General features: G+C 38.2%; 16 protein-coding genes, 1 riboswitch and 1 other annotated feature. Of the genes, 13 read left to right on the top strand and 3 right to left on the bottom strand.

What is annotated here, in order from left to right; genetic code table 11:
- Positions 1–31: 31 nt before the first annotated feature.
- The 6 genes from menB (at position 32) to ytkD (ending at position 5,770) form a co-directional block, all read left to right on the top strand.
- Entirely contained in the window at positions 32–850 is an 819-nt protein-coding gene (gene menB, locus ACFQIC_RS19290) for a 1,4-dihydroxy-2-naphthoyl-CoA synthase (protein WP_204708455.1), read from the top strand.
- A 125-nt stretch (positions 851–975) separates the two neighbouring features.
- Positions 976–2,439 (top strand): o-succinylbenzoate--CoA ligase, encoded by a 1,464-nt coding sequence (locus tag ACFQIC_RS19285; protein ID WP_204708456.1) that lies wholly within the window; start codon positions 976–978, stop codon positions 2,437–2,439.
- A 1-nt stretch (position 2,440) separates the two neighbouring features.
- Positions 2,441–3,541, top strand: coding sequence for an o-succinylbenzoate synthase (gene menC, locus ACFQIC_RS19280; RefSeq protein WP_390217708.1), 1,101 nt, complete (start codon positions 2,441–2,443; stop codon positions 3,539–3,541).
- 67 nt (positions 3,542–3,608) lie between these two features.
- On the top strand, positions 3,609–4,382 hold the full coding sequence (locus ACFQIC_RS19275; protein WP_204708458.1) for a hypothetical protein: 774 nt from the start codon (positions 3,609–3,611) through the stop codon (positions 4,380–4,382).
- A 60-nt stretch (positions 4,383–4,442) separates the two neighbouring features.
- Positions 4,443–4,781 carry a hydrolase gene (locus ACFQIC_RS19270; protein WP_204708459.1) on the top strand — a complete coding sequence of 113 codons (339 nt, stop codon included), beginning with the start codon at positions 4,443–4,445 and terminating at the stop codon, positions 4,779–4,781.
- Between the two features lie 503 nt (positions 4,782–5,284).
- Entirely contained in the window at positions 5,285–5,770 is a 486-nt protein-coding gene (gene ytkD, locus ACFQIC_RS19265) for an RNA deprotection pyrophosphohydrolase (protein WP_204708460.1), read from the top strand.
- A gap of 315 nt (positions 5,771–6,085) precedes the next feature.
- On the opposite strand, the gene pckA is transcribed toward ytkD, so the two are convergent.
- On the bottom strand, positions 6,086–7,678 hold the full coding sequence (pckA, locus tag ACFQIC_RS19260) for a phosphoenolpyruvate carboxykinase (ATP) (protein ID WP_204708461.1): 1,593 nt from the start codon (positions 7,676–7,678) through the stop codon (positions 6,086–6,088).
- A 156-nt stretch (positions 7,679–7,834) separates the two neighbouring features.
- Here pckA and ACFQIC_RS19255 point away from each other — a divergent pair, with 156 nt between their 5' ends.
- Entirely contained in the window at positions 7,835–8,206 is a 372-nt protein-coding gene (locus ACFQIC_RS19255) for a thiol-disulfide oxidoreductase DCC family protein (RefSeq protein ID WP_204708462.1), read from the top strand.
- Between the two features lie 60 nt (positions 8,207–8,266).
- Positions 8,267–8,385, top strand: a riboswitch (SAM riboswitch).
- A 195-nt stretch (positions 8,386–8,580) separates the two neighbouring features.
- A complete protein-coding gene (metK, locus tag ACFQIC_RS19250) occupies positions 8,581–9,780 on the top strand; it encodes a methionine adenosyltransferase (protein WP_204708463.1) in 1,200 nt (399 codons plus the stop codon).
- 944 nt (positions 9,781–10,724) lie between these two features.
- Here the strand turns inward: metK and ACFQIC_RS19245 are convergent.
- Positions 10,725–11,243, bottom strand: coding sequence for a gamma carbonic anhydrase (locus ACFQIC_RS19245; RefSeq protein ID WP_204708464.1), 519 nt, complete (start codon positions 11,241–11,243; stop codon positions 10,725–10,727).
- A gap of 59 nt (positions 11,244–11,302) precedes the next feature.
- Here ACFQIC_RS19245 and ACFQIC_RS19240 point away from each other — a divergent pair, with 59 nt between their 5' ends.
- Complete coding sequence (locus ACFQIC_RS19240) at positions 11,303–12,061, top strand: alpha/beta hydrolase (protein ID WP_390217704.1); 759 nt, start codon at positions 11,303–11,305, stop codon at positions 12,059–12,061.
- Positions 12,062–12,087: 26 nt separating this feature from the next.
- Entirely contained in the window at positions 12,088–13,155 is a 1,068-nt protein-coding gene (locus tag ACFQIC_RS19235; RefSeq protein WP_390217794.1) for a tetraprenyl-beta-curcumene synthase family protein, read from the top strand.
- Here ACFQIC_RS19235 and mnmM read toward each other — a convergent pair.
- A complete protein-coding gene (gene mnmM / locus ACFQIC_RS19230) occupies positions 13,152–13,733 on the bottom strand; it encodes a tRNA 5-(aminomethyl)-2-thiouridylate-methyltransferase MnmM (protein WP_204708466.1) in 582 nt (193 codons plus the stop codon). The genes ACFQIC_RS19235 and mnmM overlap by 4 nt on opposite strands.
- Before the next feature lie 96 nt (positions 13,734–13,829).
- Between mnmM and ACFQIC_RS19225 the strand changes: the two genes are divergently transcribed.
- The 3 genes from ACFQIC_RS19225 to ACFQIC_RS19215 all read left to right on the top strand — a co-directional run bounded on the left by ACFQIC_RS19225 (position 13,830) and on the right by ACFQIC_RS19215 (position 17,915).
- Positions 13,830–14,699 carry a WD40 repeat domain-containing protein gene (locus ACFQIC_RS19225; RefSeq protein ID WP_204708467.1) on the top strand — a complete coding sequence of 290 codons (870 nt, stop codon included), beginning with the start codon at positions 13,830–13,832 and terminating at the stop codon, positions 14,697–14,699.
- A gap of 83 nt (positions 14,700–14,782) precedes the next feature.
- Positions 14,783–14,997: a binding site (T-box leader), on the top strand.
- Between the two features lie 50 nt (positions 14,998–15,047).
- Complete coding sequence (gene leuS, locus ACFQIC_RS19220; RefSeq protein WP_204708468.1) at positions 15,048–17,462, top strand: leucine--tRNA ligase; 2,415 nt, start codon at positions 15,048–15,050, stop codon at positions 17,460–17,462.
- A gap of 141 nt (positions 17,463–17,603) precedes the next feature.
- Positions 17,604–17,915: a rhodanese-like domain-containing protein gene (locus ACFQIC_RS19215; RefSeq protein WP_204708469.1), complete on the top strand. Its 312-nt coding sequence runs from the start codon at positions 17,604–17,606 to the stop codon at positions 17,913–17,915.
- Positions 17,916–18,580 lie beyond the last annotated feature (665 nt).

The raw sequence follows: 18,580 nt of genomic DNA, 5'->3' as shown, positions 1-18,580 counted from the left end.
TTGACAGTCGTTTAATAAGGAGGCGTATTATATGAGTTATAATTGGAATTCAGAACGCAACTATGAGGATATTCTTTATGAAACATTTGAAGGTATTGCTAAAATAACCATTAACCGTCCGGAGGTGCGAAATGCCTTCCGTCCAAAAACAGTGCAAGAGTTAATTGATGCGTTCGCTTACGCTCGTGATGATTCGAAAATAGGAGTCATTGTGCTAGCTGGAGCTGGAGACGATGCATTTTGTTCCGGGGGAGACCAAAGTGTTAGAGGACATGGTGGGTACGTAGGAGATGACCATATCCCACGTTTAAACGTGCTTGATTTGCAACGTTTGATTCGCGTCATTCCTAAGCCAGTAGTAGCTATGGTATCTGGTTATGCAATTGGTGGCGGCCACGTGTTACATATCGTTTGTGATCTAACGATTGCGGCAGATAATGCCATCTTCGGTCAGACCGGACCTAAAGTAGGCAGCTTTGATGCAGGCTATGGTGCAGGTTTACTTGCCCGTATTGTTGGCCATAAGAGAGCTCGTGAAATTTGGTTCCTTTGCCGTCAATACAGCGCTAAAGAGGCTTTTGATATGGGACTTGTCAACACGGTAGTTCCCCTTGATCAACTGGAAGATGAAATGGTTCAATGGGGGAGAGAAATGCTTGAAAAATCCCCAACTGCTTTACGTTTCCTAAAGGCTTCTTTCAACGCAGATACTGATGGATTAGCTGGACTGCAACAAATGGGTGGAGATGCTACGTTGCTTTATTATACAACTGATGAAGCAAAAGAAGGCCGCGACTCATTCAAAGAAAAGCGCAAGCCAGATTTTGATCAATTTCCGCGTTTCCCTTAATAAGGGAAGAGAGCATATAAATTAGATTGGGCTTCCCTCCGCTGGGCAAGCCCTTTTTATTTGAGGAAAGTGAATGAACTTATTTGTTATATAAATTATTTGTAGCAATTAAAGGAGGCCAACAAATGATTGAAATCCCTCACTGGTTAGATAAACAAACAGACCTTCAACCGAATGCTACTGCAATAGAGCTAGAAGGTCGGGTTGTCACATTTAATGATATAAAGGAAAAAAGTCAGAGAATGGCTAGTGGCTTAATAAATTCGGGGGTCAAAAAAGGAGATCATCTTGCTATTCTTGCTGGCAATCGCCTTGACTTTGTTTACTTTATCCATGCCGTTAGCTATATAGGTGCCGTAGCTGTTTGTTTAAATATACGTTTATCACCTAGAGAGATTGCTTATCAACTGGAGGATGCAGATGTTAAGCATGTATATACTGAGCAAGAACACATTAACAAAGCTTCTGAAGCAGCTCACATTTTAAAAAAACAACCGAGCATTATTCCATTGGGAACTTTGCCAGACAGTGAAAAAGTGATGGACCTCAATCAGTTTCTGAAACTAGATGATGTATTCACAATGATGTACACATCAGGAACAACTGGCAAACCGAAAGCAGTGATGCATACCTATGGAAACCACTGGTTTAGTGCAGTTTCCTCCGCTTTAAATTTAGGTTTATCGACAAATGATAAATGGCTCGTATGTTTACCCCTTTTTCATGTAGGTGGCTTCTCATTGTTAATGAAAAATGTTGTGTATGGCATGCCCATTGTTTTGTTAAATCGATTTGACGCACCGTTAGTGAACGATCATATTATGAATAACAATGTCACGCTAGTATCTTTGGTTACCGTTATGCTGCAACGTTTGTTGAAAAGTCAAGATGAACTTTATCCTTCCACCTTTAGAGGGGCGTTACTAGGTGGAGGCCCCGTGCCAGAGCCACTTCTTCAGGAAGCAGGACAAGCAAATATCCCTGTATTCCAGTCTTACGGGATGACGGAAACTAGTTCGCAAATTGTAACCTTAAGTCCGAATGACGCATTTCGAAAACTAGGTTCCGCTGGTAAAGCCCTAAGCCCCGCTTCTTTACGAGTTATTGCAAATGATGGGCTAACCTCTCCTAATGAAATTGGAGAAATCCACGTAAAAGGTCCAATGGTCTCTTCGGGCTACTATCAACACGAACCCCATGCTGAAGATTATTTGGCTACGGGAGACTTAGGATATTTAGATGAGGAAGGATTTTTATTTGTCGTCGATCGAGTGAAAGATATGATCATTTCAGGGGGGGAAAATGTATATCCTGCTGAAATTGAAAGTGTTCTTCAAGAAATAAAAGATATTGAGGAAGCGGCAGTGACTGGGATTAATCACGAAGAGTGGGGTGAAGTTCCATCAGCTTTTGTTGTAGTGAGCGATCAGAGTTCCATCACTAAAGAAGAAATTTATAACTTTTGCCAAAAAAGACTAGCATCTTATAAAGTGCCTCGTACGATAAACTTTGTATCTGAATTACCTCGTAACGCGGCGAATAAACTAGTTAGAAGAAACTTGGCTCAACTACTGGATGAGGAAGATTGACGTGAACATTAATAAAGTAACCTTATATGAAGTTGTCCTACCATTAAAAGTTCCCTTTAGAACACATCGGGGTTTGCTAAAAGAACGTCCAGTAATTATTGTCGAAATTGAGGATATAGAGGGCACCACGGGATATGGAGAGGTTACAGCCTTTCCTACGCCATTTTATACAGCCGAAACAATCAATACGGGTTGGCATATGATTAAAGATGTTATTATCCCATCTCTTTCATTTGAAATGCTAAATGAACCTTCTGACTTTCCAGAACAAGTTGCTTTTATTCAGGGAAATCAAATGGCCAAGGCAGGATTTGAGGGAGCACTCTGGGATGTTTATGCCAAGCAACGAGGTCTTAGCCTGTCGAAGCTAATCGGAGGTGTGAGGGAAGAAGTAGAAGCGGGAGCAGTCCTTAGTCTCACGAATCAGATAACCAGAGATGTAAATAAGCTTTTATCTGAGGGGTATAAACGTTTCAAGTTAAAAGTTGAAAAGGGAAAAGAAGAAGAAATGATTGCTTCAGTCAAGGACGTCTATCCAGACCTTCCTATTATGTTTGATGCTAATGGTATGTATGATGTGCATGATATTGAGAGAATAAAATCATTTGATTCTCTAGGATTATTGATGATTGAACAACCATTTAGAGCGGGAGATTTTTATTTGCATCAACAATTGCAAGATAGAATGGATACGCCAATTTGCCTAGATGAATCTGTTCAAAGCTTTGATGATGCTGTCCAAGCGATTACTCTAAAGAGTTGCCAAGTTATTAACATTAAAATAAGTCGTGTAGGAGGTCTCACGGAAGCAATAAAAATTCACGATTATTGTAAAAGTCATAACATCCCTGTTTGGTGTGGTGGAATGGTGGAAACAGGTATTTCAAAAGCTCACAACATAGCCCTTTCTTCGTTACCAGACTTTGTTTATCCCGGGGACCTTTCTAGTTCCACGCGTTATTTTGATAAAGATGTTATTGAACCTTTTATTGAGGTACAACACGGAGGAATTACCGTTCCTACTTCCAACGGAATTGGCTTCAGTCTAAATAAAGAGTATTTAGACCAACTAATGGGAAAGAAATATGAATATCACCTCTAAATGAAAATGATTATCATATTCATTGACAATCTTATTTCCTCTCTTTAGACTAAGGATTAGCAAACAATTGGTAAACGTTGAGGTGATGATGATGGGATCGATACACATTAAAGAAGAAGAATTTTTAGCTGAACATTTTAGGTATTACAGTCGAAACGATGGAAAAATCCTAGAAGTCATTAGAGGGGAAGACCTGCAAACCAAAAAAGGTGTTCAGCAAACTTTAGATGGAATGCATATCTTCATGCAATCTGAATCTTTATTAACCACTGCTTCTTTGCTTTCAAAGCGCTATGGTTATTACATTGCAACTGTTCCTTTAGCCTTGATAACGATCTTTAATAAATCCCCTAATATGTCACCTAATAATACTGAACTTGTTCGGATGGATGAAAATTTGAAGTGGTTTCCGAAGTTTCGTCTTCTTTCAAAGGACGTGAGCGAACCGAAGGGGAAAACACGTGAAGAGTGGATGAGAGAGGAACTAGAAATTTTATTTAAATTTCATGTCCACCCGTTTTTTCTTCATATTAATCAATTAACGCGACTTTCAATGGATGTTATGTGGGAAAATATCGCCATTTATATCTTTTGGTTTTATGAGCGTCAATTGCAGGAATGGTATGATGCTGACACTGTGAAGGTGATGAAACATGATTTCAAATTAATCGTAAATCAGTTACCAGGAGAGGTATTTGGAACGACGACTAACCCATTTTCATATTTTCAAGACCAACCTTTACTGCCAACTGAGGCGAGAAAGAGGAAGTGTTGTTGCTTATCCTATAAGCTTTACGATGAGAGCATCTATTGTAAAGTGTGTCCTCATTTAATAAAATAGTGATTTTCGTGATAAAAGCCTTTCTTTTTGCTCAAGATAAGTGGAAAGGAGGTTTTTCGAATGGCTAAAAAACAATACTATGTAAACATAGGAACACGGGAGATTTCGATCAACCATGATGGCAATAATGATGACTTTATTATAAACGCTGACGAACAAGATCTGCTTGTTTTGAGAGAAGTTTTTGATGAAATGTACAATTCTGATACGAGAGCATTCTTCAGAGCCCATGTACCATATGATCCTTATCATCATGATATGTCAAATGACGAATTTGACGAGGGTATGAAATCGGCATTCAGAATGATTTATGAACTAGGAGATGACCCAACGAAAGAACATATAAGAGGAATGGGAATTTTAGAGGATTTAACAGATGAAAAGCCGCTTCCTGAATGAAGCGGCTTTTCATCTGTTATGGCATGGTTCCCATATCTGGTAAAGGCTCTGCGGAGTTAATTACCTCTTGAGGAATCGTAATTTCTTCGGTTTCATAACCCTTCCACCATTTTTTTTGGAATGTTCTCATCAGGGAACACTTTCTTGGTTAATTTTTAGTAAGTGATTGCACGTCTTCTCCTTGAGAACTAAAGGAGAGTACATAATAAATTCATCAACATATTCCTTATGATCTTCTAGTTGATCGCTGGTGCTTGTCTGTTGTACTTAATTGATTCATTTGGTTAGTTAGTTCTTTAGGTGCTTCAACCAATAGAAACAATATTTTATACACGTTTTCTCCCCTTTTCAAGTTGACTTATCATGTATATGAACGAAATAAACCAAAAGTTTCATAGAATTGTAAGGACTAGAGTTTTTATTACTTCTTGCTTATGATACGATTTAATGCAGAAGCGTTCGTTAAAGTTATATAAACAAGTATTAAAGGCAGATGATCTTACATGAAAACTTTTTATGATTACTACCGAAATCAAGTCAATCTATCCTTTGAGGACCATCCCTTCTCAAACACCCCAAAGCATGTATGGGTTATTTGCCGATTTGAAAATCAGTGGCTACTTACCAAACATAAAAATAGAGGGTTAGAGTTTCCAGGGGGGAAAGTGGAAAGAGGAGAAACAGCAGACCGAGCAGCTGTTAGGGAAGTGCTGGAGGAAACGGGTGCAGAAGTGGACCAGTTAAACTATGTTGGACAATATTATGTGGCAGGAAAAGGTGGAACTGTTATTAAAAATGTGTATTTCGCAACTGTCTCACGATTGTTGGATCAACATCATTATTTTGAAACAGAGGGACCTGTTCTACTCGATCAGTTACCCCAAAGTATCAAAAGTAATAGCTTATATAGTTTTATGATGAAAGATGAGGTATTGCCTCAATGTTTAAACCGAATAAAAGAGGATTATTTAAATCTTCACGAAACTTAAAGTTTTCAAAAAAAGTCTTACTAGTCATAGTAAGTAGTTCAGTTTTGGATGCATATGCAAATTGTATGCCTGAACTGAACTACTTTTTTATATGAATTTGTAATCGTAGTGGCACTGTATACTCACAATCAACTATATTGCTATCTTAAGAAAGAGCCTAGAAGAGCAAATACCAAGTGGAACAAGATCAGGTTACAAAAAGTGGGGCATTGAATGACTCTGCCATTCAATGCCCCACTTACATATACATTTTTAATGTTTGTACTTCAAAGTTGCTAGATTAGGCCTTTTTTATATCATCCGTGGAAAATAAGGTTACTGTCTACCATAAGCTGGTCCAGCTTCTCTTATATCTGGGCTAGCTTTTGTAAACTGTTTAAAGTTTTCATGAAATTTCTGAGCTAATTCGTGTGCTTTTTGATCATAGGCCTTTGAATCTTTCCAAGTCTTTCTTGGTATAAGGACATCATCCGGAACGCCAGGGCAATTTATGGGTACTTGTAATCCGAAAACAGGATCTATATAGGTTTCAACTGAATTTAGTTCGCCTTCTAGAGCTGCATGAATCATCGAACGTGTATGTGATAATTTCATTCGTGTTCCTTCTCCATAAGCGCCTCCGGTCCAGCCGGTATTGACTAAATATACATCAGAATTGAACTGGTCAATCTTTTCTCCAAGCATTTCGGCATATACAGAAGGTGCTAAAGGAAGGAATGGAGATCCAAAGCATGCAGAGAATGTAGCTTGTGGTGAAGTTATTCCACGTTCAGTTCCTGCTAGTTTGCTAGTGTAACCACTTAGGAAGTGGTACATCGCTTGTTCTTTAGTCAAGCGGCTAATAGGAGGAAGAACACCAGTTGCATCTGCTGTGAGAAAAACAATAGCATTGGGATGGCCTGCTATACTTGGTTTCACTGTGTTTTTAATATGGGAAAGCGGATAAGCAGCTCTTGTGTTTTCCGTAAGTGTAGTATTATCATAATCGGGTTGATGGGAATTCTGATCTAATATGACATTTTCCAAAACGGCTCCAAAGCGAATAGCATCAAAAATTTGTGGCTCTTTTTCTGAAGATAAATTGATACACTTTGCATAACAACCACCTTCAATATTAGAGATACCATAATTTGACCAGGAATGTTCGTCGTCCCCAATTAGTTTCCGTTCAGGATCTGCAGATAAAGTTGTTTTTCCTGTGCCAGAAAGACCGAAAAACAGAGCTACGTCTCCCTCTTTGCCAACATTAGCTGAACAATGCATAGATAAGACATTTTGTCTTGGAAGAATATAGTTCATAACCGAAAAAATTGATTTTTTAATCTCTCCTGCATATTCAGTTCCGCCGATTAACACAATTCGGTGCTTAAAAGAAATGATAATAAAAGTTTCAGAATTCGTACCATCAGTTTCCGGTGCAGCCTTGAATGTAGGTGCAGATACGACTGTGAATTCCGCTTCATGATGATTTAACTCTTGTTGGTTTGGTTGAATAAACATCTGTTGAGAGAATAAGTTGTGCCAGGCAAATTCATTGATCACTTGAATAGGCAGACGATATCTTTCGTCAGCCCCGGCGAACCCATTAAACACAAATAGCTCATCACGATTCTTCAAGTAATCTAATACTTTATGGTATAACTTCACAAACGCATCATCATCAATAGATTGATTTGTTTTTCCCCAATTCACATATTGAGAGGATTGCTCATCCAATACGATGAATTTATCCTGAGGTGAACGTCCAGTATACTCTCCTGTTGTTGCTTGAATCGCACCACTATTTGTTAAAGTTCCTTCATTCCGAGAAAGAATCTTTTCAACTAATTGTGGAACTGATAATTGATGTTGAACGTTTGCTTGGCTTTTTAGTTGATTTAAATTAGACATTTGATTAATTGTGCTCATAGGAGTCTACCCACCCTTACTCAAAAATTTGAAAATGTTATACTTTGAAGTAAAGTATAACACATTATTATGAATAGTCCATACTATTAATTGGAAGTGCTTTCATTTCATTTTATTACTAATTGTACTATAATGTTAACGAAAGGATGTGAAATAGTGAGCAAGATTGAAGTTCTTTATGATGAGCATTGTTATTTGTGTCAACAAAGTAAAAATATCTTTAAATTTCTCGACTGGTTTCAGATGATTAAGTGGCAATCTCTTCAACGATTTGATCAGGAAATATCGATAGATAAAGAAGAACTGCATAAAGAAATTCATGTTATTAATTCAAAACAAGTAGTTAGACGTGGATACGAAGCGATGACGTACTTGTTTTTAAGAACACCTATCACATTTTTCCTTGGACTTATTATGTCCATACCTGGCACGAATAAAGTTGGGGATCCTATTTATCGCTGGATTGCTAATCATCGATATCGTTTGTTTGAAAAACGTTGTAGAAACGGATCATGTTCCATTTCCTGAAGACGCGAAACTAATTGACATGGTTACAGGATTTCGATACTATTAGTCCGAACGGATACTCTCTTATCTAGAGTCGGTGGAGGGACAGGCCCATTGAAACCCAGCAACCCGTCATGAAGATGATATGGTGCTAACCTGAAGCAAGGTTACATGAAGGTCGTAATCTTGGACGATAAGAGCGAAAGGAAAACAACGCCTTTCCTCTTGAGTAGGAAGGGTTTTTTCTTTTTTTAATGAAAAAAATCCTTTCAAGTAAGATTTAGATAATGGATATGTGAACATAATATGAAGTTTGGCGTATCATGACTTCAATAAAGATACTGGTAAAGAGTTCCGTCTAATCTTTGTACTATTAGAAGGGGGAGTTTTGAAGAATGCCTGCCAATCGCCGGTTATTCACGTCAGAATCAGTTACAGAAGGTCATCCAGACAAAATCTGTGATCAGATTTCTGATGCAATATTAGATGAAATTTTAAAGCACGATCCAAATGCACGAGTTGCGTGTGAAACGACAGTAACAACGGGACTTGTTCTTGTTTCAGGTGAAATTAGTACAAATACTTATGTTGATATTCCAGCTATCGTTCGTCAAACAATTAAGGATATTGGTTATACAAGAGCGAAATATGGATTTGATGCAGACACATGTGCAGTATTAACAGCCATTGATGAACAGTCAGCGGATATTGCCGGAGGGGTCAATGTTTCATTAGAGTCCAGAGAAGGTCAGATGAGTGACGAAGAATTAGAAGCTATTGGAGCAGGAGATCAAGGCTTAATGTTTGGGTTTGCTAATAATGAAACAGAAGAACTTATGCCTTTACCAATATCTTTGGCTCATAAAATAGCTAAACGACTTTCTGATGTAAGAAATAGTGGAACTTTAGCTTACCTTCGTCCTGACGGTAAAACACAAGTTACGATAGAATATGATGAGAACAATAAACCTGTCCGAGTTGACACGGTAGTTATCTCCACTCAACATGCTGAGGAAATCACGTTAGAACAGATTAAAAAGGACTTGAAGGAACATGTCATTCACCATGTGATTCCCACTCACCTTATAGATGATAAGACTAAATATTTTATCAATCCTACAGGTCGATTTGTTATTGGTGGACCTCAAGGCGATGCTGGTTTAACAGGAAGAAAGATCATCGTTGATACATACGGTGGTTATGCTCGCCATGGTGGTGGTGCATTTAGTGGAAAAGATGCGACAAAAGTGGATCGTTCAGCAGCATATGCGGCACGTTATGTTGCGAAAAACATTGTAGCAGCAGGATTAGCAGAATCTTGCGAAGTTCAACTTGCTTATGCGATAGGTGTAGCTCAGCCTGTATCCATATCCATTGATACGAGCGGGACAGGTAAATATTCTGAAGAGAAATTAGTAGAGGTTGTTCGAGAGTTATTTGATCTCAGACCTGCTGGAATTATAAAAATGCTAGATTTGCGACGCCCGATCTACCGACAAACGGCAGCCTTTGGGCATTTTGGACGTACAGATGTTGAGTTTCCATGGGAAAAAACAGATAAAGCTGAGTTATTAAAGAAAAATTTATCCTCATAAAAAAGTCGTTATCCATTTAGGTAACGGGTTCAGTTTTCGAGTACAAAACATGAAATAACATACGAATGAAGAGACCAAATCGCATATGATTTGGTCTCTTATTATTCCTTGTTATATCAACGATGATCGGTATTTAACATATAAATTGGTATACAAAATCAGAGATTGTGCTTGAATTTGAGATGTTTGTGTGAACGTAGGGGCTGCGGGAAACGGTTCGCTTTCCATGGGGTGGGCGCTGAGCCTCCTCGGACTTCGTCCTGTGGGTTCTCAGCTGTCCCGCACATCCCATAGGAGTCTCACCGTTTCCCTCCGCCCCTTTACCATATAAGTGTCTCGATGCCCCTTCAAGAAAAGGCAGCCATTCCTAAGTTTGCATGCAAATCTTGATAGCGGGCGGTCCTATTAAAATCCTTGATAAAGAGAGGTTCATTGCAATAGAACACGGATAGTGGAAGATAGTCCTTCTGGGAAAGGGGTTCGTTTCTCACACATCGAATGGGGGGCTTGGGAATCTCCCCGTTTCCTCGCCACCTATCCTTTGCTTTTAATGAACGGCCCTACTGCCTGAGTCGTCTTCTGTGTTCGCTACACCATATGGAACAAGTGTGCAGTTGCAAAATCTCTTCTATGAATAGCCTACAATTTGAAGAACCCATTACTGAGGTTTCCGTCTGCCTCACAATGGCAAGGGAGGGCCGGGAAATCGCGAGACTCCACTTTTAAAAGCGGAGGCGCCTTGGTCAGCGGCGTATGGACTTTAGTTGAAGAAGAAAATATAAAGAAAAACGCTTGGATATTAAAATGTCCAAGCGTTTTTCTTTACCAATTGTAATGTTATTTAGTATGTTAATTGGTTCGATAACTCTGTTGCTATTTTTCCCTCTAAATATGTTTTTGTACTCCAAAAACCGAACTATTTACCATTTAGGATAACGGCTTTTTTATTTATCATACTGTTGTATTTTATATGCTTTTCCTTTTTCTACATAACTAGTACGAATGCGATCAAGTTCTTTATAATCTTCTTCGGTTAATTCCCTCACGACTTTTGCTGGTCGACCTAAGGCAAGCGTACGAGGAGGGATAGACTTTCCAGGTGGAACTAAGCTTCCTGCGCCAATAAAGGCTTGTTCGCCAATTTCTGCCCCATCTAAAATGATAGACCCCATTCCTATTAAAGCATTTTTCTTAATTTTTGCTGAGTGGAGAGTAACCTGATGCCCGACAGTAACACCGTCTTCAATAATCAAAGGGATATTTGGGCTTTGATGAAGCATGCTTAAATCTTGGATATTCACTTCATTTCCAATATATACAGGAGCTACGTCTCCGCGGATAACAGTTTTGAACCAAACACTAGAATCGGATCCAATCGAAACATCCCCAGTGATTACCGTATCATTCGCGATAAATGCAGTGTTATGTATATTTGGAGTTTTTCCGTTATATTCGCAAATCATTTAGATCCCCCTTATAATAATATTAAGTATAGTATAGCAAATGATAGGTGGGAGATGTAGTGGCAAAAGCTACGATTGTCCTCGTTCATGGAGCATTTGAACATTCTGGTCGTTATAGTCATCTATTAGAAAGGTTACGGCATGATGGGTATGACGTCATTAGTGAAGACCTTCCTGGACAAGGAGTAACAGCAGGCAGAAAAGGCCATATTCGCTCGTTTGATGATTATTTACATAAATTAATGAAGTGGATGGATCAGGCAGATCCTAACAAACCGATGTTCTTACTTGGTCACAGTATGGGTGGTTTGGTCGTTATCCGTACCCTTCAAAAGTTCAAACCTCATGTATCTGGTGTGATTTTATCATCGCCAGCGCTCGGTATTTTGAATGGAGCAACTAAACCGTTAGAAATTATTTCTATGTTTCTAAATGTCTTTTGGCCAACTTTCCAAGTTGATTCTCCTTTAAAACCAGAGATGGTTACAACTAATCCAGAAGTCATTAAGAGAGACAAAGAGGACTCTTTAATGTTGGAGAAGGTTTCGGTGAGATGGTACATTGAGTTTCAAAAGGCAATAAAAATAGCTTTTAAAGAAGTGGAAGAATTTCCAAATGTGCCTTTATTGGTCATGCAAGCAGGAGAAGATTTGATGGTGGATCGGGGCAAAACGAATGAATGGTTTCACCAAATTGAATCTATTGAGAAAATTTATAAGGAGTGGCCAGGCTATTACCATGAAATTTTAAATGAATTAGAATGGGAACAAGCTTATCTATATATGATGAAGTTTCTAAATCAGCAACTTAACGGCTGAATGGTAAAGGAGAGGTTAACGTGGCAGTGAAAATTCCTACACGAGCACTACCATTAATGATAAGGGTTTACAAAAAAATATTCCCTCGTGTTCATATTGAATTAAATCTTTGGAGGGAAAAGGCGAAAGCTATTCCTAATCAAGAGTTAAGAACTCAGGCACTAGCTAGTATTCAGGCAAAAACATTCCATTGTGAAGGTGGGGGGATCTACTCGTTATTAGCTAAAGACCAATGGGAGGAAGCGATTCGTTTTATTGTAGCGTACCAAACTATTAGCGATTACTTAGACAATTTGTGTGATCGAAGTACTTCGATGGATCCAAAAGATTTTAAGATGCTGCACGAGGCTATGGTAGATGCCTTAACACCTACAAACCAAGTGAAGGATTATTATTATTTCAGAAAAGATAAAGATGATGGAGGATACCTTCGATCATTAGTGCTTACATGTCAGGATGTTCTTGGACAGTCATCGAATTATCAAATTTCTCAGTCTTATACGACGACATTAGGTCAATTGTACAGTGATTTACAAGTACATAAACATGTACGTGAAGAAGAAAGGATTCCGCGTTTAAAGCACTGGCATCAGAATCATCAATCAAAATGCCCTCAATTGGAATGGTATGAATTCTCCGCCTCTACGGGATCTACTTTAGGGATATATTGCTTAGTATCATACACGTTGAGTGGTAATATGACGGATCAATTAGCTGAACAAATTGATCAAAGTTACTTTCCGTATATGCAAGGATTACACATTTTATTAGATTATTATATCGATCAGGAAGAGGACGAGGAAGAAGGCGACCTTAATTTCTGTTCTTATTACGAGCACGAGGATCGTATGAGGGAACGATTTGTATATTTTGTAAATGAAACAAATCGTTCTATAAAGAATTTGCCAAATAGAGCATTTCATCAGATGGTTCACGAAGGGTTGGTTGGTATGTACTTAGCAGATCACAAAGTTAAAGCATTGGATCATGCTAAAAGCTTTGTTAAATCTTTGTTGCGTGCAAGTGGGAAAAAAGCCACTTTCTTTTATCTTAATACTAAAGTATATAATCGCATTCGTGCTAATCAATCTTAATGGGCTTTCTTTTTTTCAATAGCTACAATAAATGGTGGAGAGTTTTTTTGATTGATAAACCCATATTGCAGTACATTAAATGATTTTTGGTCCAACCTTTCTACGTACTGAAGGAGGGCGTGTTTCTCCTTTTCACCGCCAGGGTGTCCGTAATAGACAACTAAGACAACAAGCCCAGATGGTTGCAGGAAGTTTAATATAGTTTGAACGGATTCTGTTGTTTGTTCTGGCGTCGTAACTATAGACTTATCACTTCCGGGTAAATACCCTAGGTTAAAAATAGCGCCTTGCAATTTTTCTAGATGCTCTCTTGGGATTGTGGCTTCGATCATATCATGACTTTCTTGAAACAGCGTTGCTCTTGTGTGAAGGTTATTTTCGTTTAAGCGTTCGCTAGTGTTTTTAATTGCCTGTTCTTGAATGTCATATGCATAGACGTGTCCTGTCTTACCAATAAGTTGGCTTAAGAAGAGAGTGTCGTGACCGTTGCCGCACGTTGCATCTATGGCAATGTCGCCGTCTTTTAATGTTTCTCTCATTAATTCGTGAGCATATTGCAGTACCCTTTTTAACTTCATGTTTTAGTGGCTCCTTTTAAGAAAATGTATATGCATAGGTATTTTACCACGAAACTACTTCCTTCAAAAAATGCTAATTAGAAAGTAGGTAATTAAATGGAAATCATTCGACTGGAAGGCCATTCTTCCCATGTGAACAAAGTGAAATTCAGCCCTCATGGAGATTATATTTTAACTGCGGGTTTTAATGGAGAACTTTATTTATGGGATCGAGTTTCTTTAGAACGTGTTCAACTTTACGAAGGACACAATCAAACGGTAAATAGTATTCAATGGTTAAAAGAAGGACAAGAATTTATATCAGCCTCAGGTGACGGAACTATTACCCATCATGAATTATCTTCTACAAAACCAAAGGCAACATGGCAAGATTTAAAATCTGGAGTCAGTCATATGCATTTTAGCTATGATTATCAATATCTATTAACAAGTAATAAAACAACTATGCTTAGAGTTAGAGAATGGCCGGATGGGGATTTAGTCCATAAAGTGAAGAGTGACCAGCAAAACAGTGGGGTGTTAACAACTTCTCAAACTAATTCCCATGCCATTATAGGAGGAGTAGGCACAAGATTGCGACGTTGTATGATCCCTTCAGGCGAGATATTAGAGGAAATGGAGGGCCATGAGCAAGCGACTATGGGGTTTGAATTTTTTGATCAAGACCTTCATGGGGTTTCCATTGGATATGATGGAAGTTTAATTTTGTGGGACATGAAAACACATCAAGTATTAGAAAAGTATAAAGTAGGTGATCCAGGTTATTATTCTCTAGCAATTTCTCAGAATGAAAAAGAAGTGGCTATTGCTATGCCGTTTCTCTTAAAAAGAATACAGCTTCAAGATTTATCCGTTGAAGAGATTAAACTTCCTTCCAAGGGGAACTACTCTGTAGATTATTCTCCAAATGGGGAGCAGTTAGTTGTTGCTTCTGCCGATAAAAGTGTTCGAGTAATTCGGTTATAGGATGCTTTTCTGATGAGGTGGCGAACATTCCGGATAGATTTCTTGACAAAGCTTTACGCTTTCAATAAGATACAAATAGATATGTAATGACGAAGATAAGGAATAGTAGTAAAGTCTCAAGATATAGAGAAGTAACGGTTGGTGGAAGTTACTCTTGAGTTTTTATGAACTCACCTTTGATGTCGAAGAAGTGAACACGAGATATAACTTCTTCCGGTCCTATCACCGATATCGATTACAAGCGAGCGTGAAAACGTTAATTTGGGTGGTACCGCGGGAGTAGTCTCTCGTCCCTAACATTAGGGATGAGTGGCTTTTTTTATTTCATGATTTTAGGAGGAGAGTATATTGGCATTTGATCACAAAACCATTGAAAAAAAATGGCAGTCTTACTGGTTAGACAATAAAATTTTCAAAACAAATACAGATTCTGATAAGAAGAAATTTTACGCACTTGATATGTTTCCTTATCCTTCTGGTGCAGGTTTGCACGTGGGTCATCCTGAAGGATATACGGCGACGGATATTCTAACCCGAATGAAAAGGATGCAGGGATATGAAGTGCTACACCCAATGGGTTGGGATGCATTTGGCTTGCCTGCTGAACAATATGCGCTTGATACAGGGAATGATCCAGAAGAATTTACTAAACAAAACATCAGTACTTTTAAGCGACAAATTCAGGAACTAGGCTTTTCTTATGACTGGGATCGCGAAATTAATACCACGGATCCAGACTATTACAAGTGGACGCAGTGGATATTCCTCAAACTTTATGAAAAAGGTCTTGCTTACATTGACGAAGTGGCAGTAAATTGGTGCCCTGCCTTAGGTACCGTGTTGGCCAATGAAGAAGTCATTGATGGTAAAAGTGAACGAGGGGGACATCCTGTAGAAAGACGTCCGATGAAACAGTGGATGCTTAAGATTACTGAATACGCTGATCGGTTGTTAGACGATTTAGAAGAACTTGATTGGCCTGAGAGTATTAAAGATATGCAACGGAATTGGATTGGTAAATCTGAGGGTGCTGAAGTTATTTTTGACATTGCTAATCATGAAGGTTCTTTTGATGTATTTACTACTCGTCCTGATACGTTATATGGTGCCACGTATGCGGTTCTGTCTCCAGAACACCCTTTAGTTAATCAGATTGTGACGCTTGAAAACAAAGAAGCGGTTGAAGAATATATTCAAACCGCGCAAAACAAGAGCGAACTTGAACGCACAGATCTAGCCAAAAATAAAACGGGTGTATTCACAGGTGCCTATGCAATAAATCCGATTGATGGCAATAAACTGCCTATTTGGGTCGCTGACTATGTATTAATGAGTTATGGCAGTGGTGCTATTATGGCTGTACCAGCTCACGATGAACGAGATTATGAATTTGCCGTTAAATATAATTTACCGATCATTGCTGTAGTTGAAGGTGGCAATGTGAAAGAAGAAGCTTATACTGGTGATGGAAAGCACATTAATTCAGGTATGTTAGATGGTTTAGATAAAGATGAAGCCATTGAAAAATCAATACAGTGGCTCGAAGAAAATAATAAAGGGGAAAAGAAAACTACGTATCGTTTGCGTGACTGGTTATTTAGTCGTCAACGTTACTGGGGAGAGCCAATTCCTATCATTCATTGGGAAGATGGTTCAATTACAGCTGTTCCTGAAAATGAGTTGCCAGTTGAACTTCCTAAGACTACAGAAATCAAACCGTCAGGAACGGGTGAGTCACCATTAGCGAACATAGATGATTGGGTAAACGTCGTTGATCCTGAAACAGGAATGAAGGGCCGACGTGAAACCAACACAATGCCTCAATGGGCTGGTAGCTGCTGGTATTTCCTGCGGTACATTGATGCTAATAATGATAATACTTTTGCCGACTATGAAAAATTAAAAAAGTGGTTGCCTATAGATGTGTATATTGGTGGAGCGGAACATGCTGTGCTTCATTTGTTATATGCTCGTTTCTGGCACAAAGTGCTATATGATGCCGAGGTTGTACCTACAAAAGAGCCATTCCAAAAATTATTTAACCAAGGAATGATTTTAGGAGAGGGTAACGAGAAAATGAGTAAATCAAAAGGGAACGTAGTAAATCCTGATGATATTGTACACACTCATGGCGCCGACACTCTAAGATTGTATGAAATGTTCATGGGACCTCTTGATGCATCTATTGCCTGGTCAACGAATGGCTTGGATGGTGCTAGACGATTCCTTGATCGCGTATGGAGATTGTTCGTAGTTGAAGGTAGTCTTTCTGAGGCCATAGTAGAAAATAGTTCGGATACCACATTAGAAAAAACCTATCACGAAACTGTGCAAAAAGTGACTGAAAACTTTGAAGAACTACGATTTAACACTGGAATCTCACAAATGATGGTATTTATTAATGAAGGCTATAAAGTCAATGAATTACCGAAAGATTTTGTAGAAGGATTCGTGAAACTGTTATCACCGATAGCCCCCCATTTAACAGAAGAACTTTGGGAAAAGTTAGGGCATGAAGATGGTATTAGTTACGAGGATTGGCCTGTTTTTGATCAGTCCAAACTTGTAGAAGATGAAGTGGAAATTGTTATTCAAGTAATGGGGAAAGTTCGTGCGAAAATGATGGTAAGTCCGGATGTATCAAAAGAAGATTTAGAGAAAGCGGCTCTTGAACATTCGAACATTAAAGAGTGGTTAGAAGGAAAGACGGTTCGTAAAGTTATTGCAGTACCAGGAAAACTTGTCAACATAGTAGCGAATTAAAAGATACGTTTTTGAAATTTTGAAAGGCTATTCTCTTGATAAGGGGAATAGCCTTAACTTTGAAATTAGTAAAAGTATTTTCTTGACTAGCTGATGAATTTTACTAGAATTAAAATAGAGACAGAATCAAGGAGGATATAAATGAATCAAATTAATGTAATGACAGTCGGTGAATTAGAAAAAGCATTAGATGAAAATCGTGATCTTGTTGTTATAGATGTTAGAGAAAATGAAGAAGTTGCTCAAGGGATGATACCAACTGCTAAGCATATTCCTTTAGGACAGATACCAGAAGAAGTTGACCACCTTGATTCTTCAAAGGAATATGTAATGGTTTGTCGCTCAGGAAAAAGAAGTATGAACGCTTCAGAATACTTGAGTGCAAAAGGTTTTCATAAACTAAACAACCTTGAAGGCGGTATGTTAGATTGGAAAGGCGAACTTGTATTTTAAGAATAGGAAACAATGAAAGGTAAGAGTGATAATTGTATTAGGTGCAGTACTGCTCTTCATTTCCTCTAGAGATTATTTCGTTAATCTATTTGCGTCGAACTTATAATAGACGTTACGAATGTAAAGATAATTCTTTTAATCACGGATGACAAACGAGGAGTGAGGCTAGCCTCACGAATTTCACGAAAGAAATGCGAGGAACTTATCTACTATATGAAAGATTTATAATGTGAATCAATAACCAGCATTAAGCGATTTTGGTTATTGAAGAAATATACACGTTGACATTTATTAAAATTCTAGTTATTATATTCAAAGTTGCTTTTTGAAGTAGCGGTTTTTAATGAAATATAGAGACCCTTAATGAAGTTAACAGTAGGCTTTATTAGGTGAGACTAGGTTGAAGGTAAATAGAGCTGGATTATATAACAGTCTTGAAATTCTTCTATTGACTTTCATTGGGATCTTAGTTATATTGTAAAGGTCGCTTTTTTGAAGCCAATTCTATATTGTTTTGAATGAATATAGCATTAACCTTTTATAGTATTGACATTCATTAAAGGCTTATGATAGAATTTATGTACTGTCGTAAAGACAGATGTTGATCTTTGAAAACTGAACGAACCAACCAGTACGTCAATTTATTCTTTCTATTATATAGAAGG

It is taken from the genome of Halobacillus seohaensis, assembly GCF_042663045.1.
Classification (GTDB): domain Bacteria; phylum Bacillota; class Bacilli; order Bacillales; family Halobacillaceae; genus Halobacillus_A; species Halobacillus_A seohaensis.
This window is presented reverse-complemented; position numbering and strand designations above follow the sequence as displayed.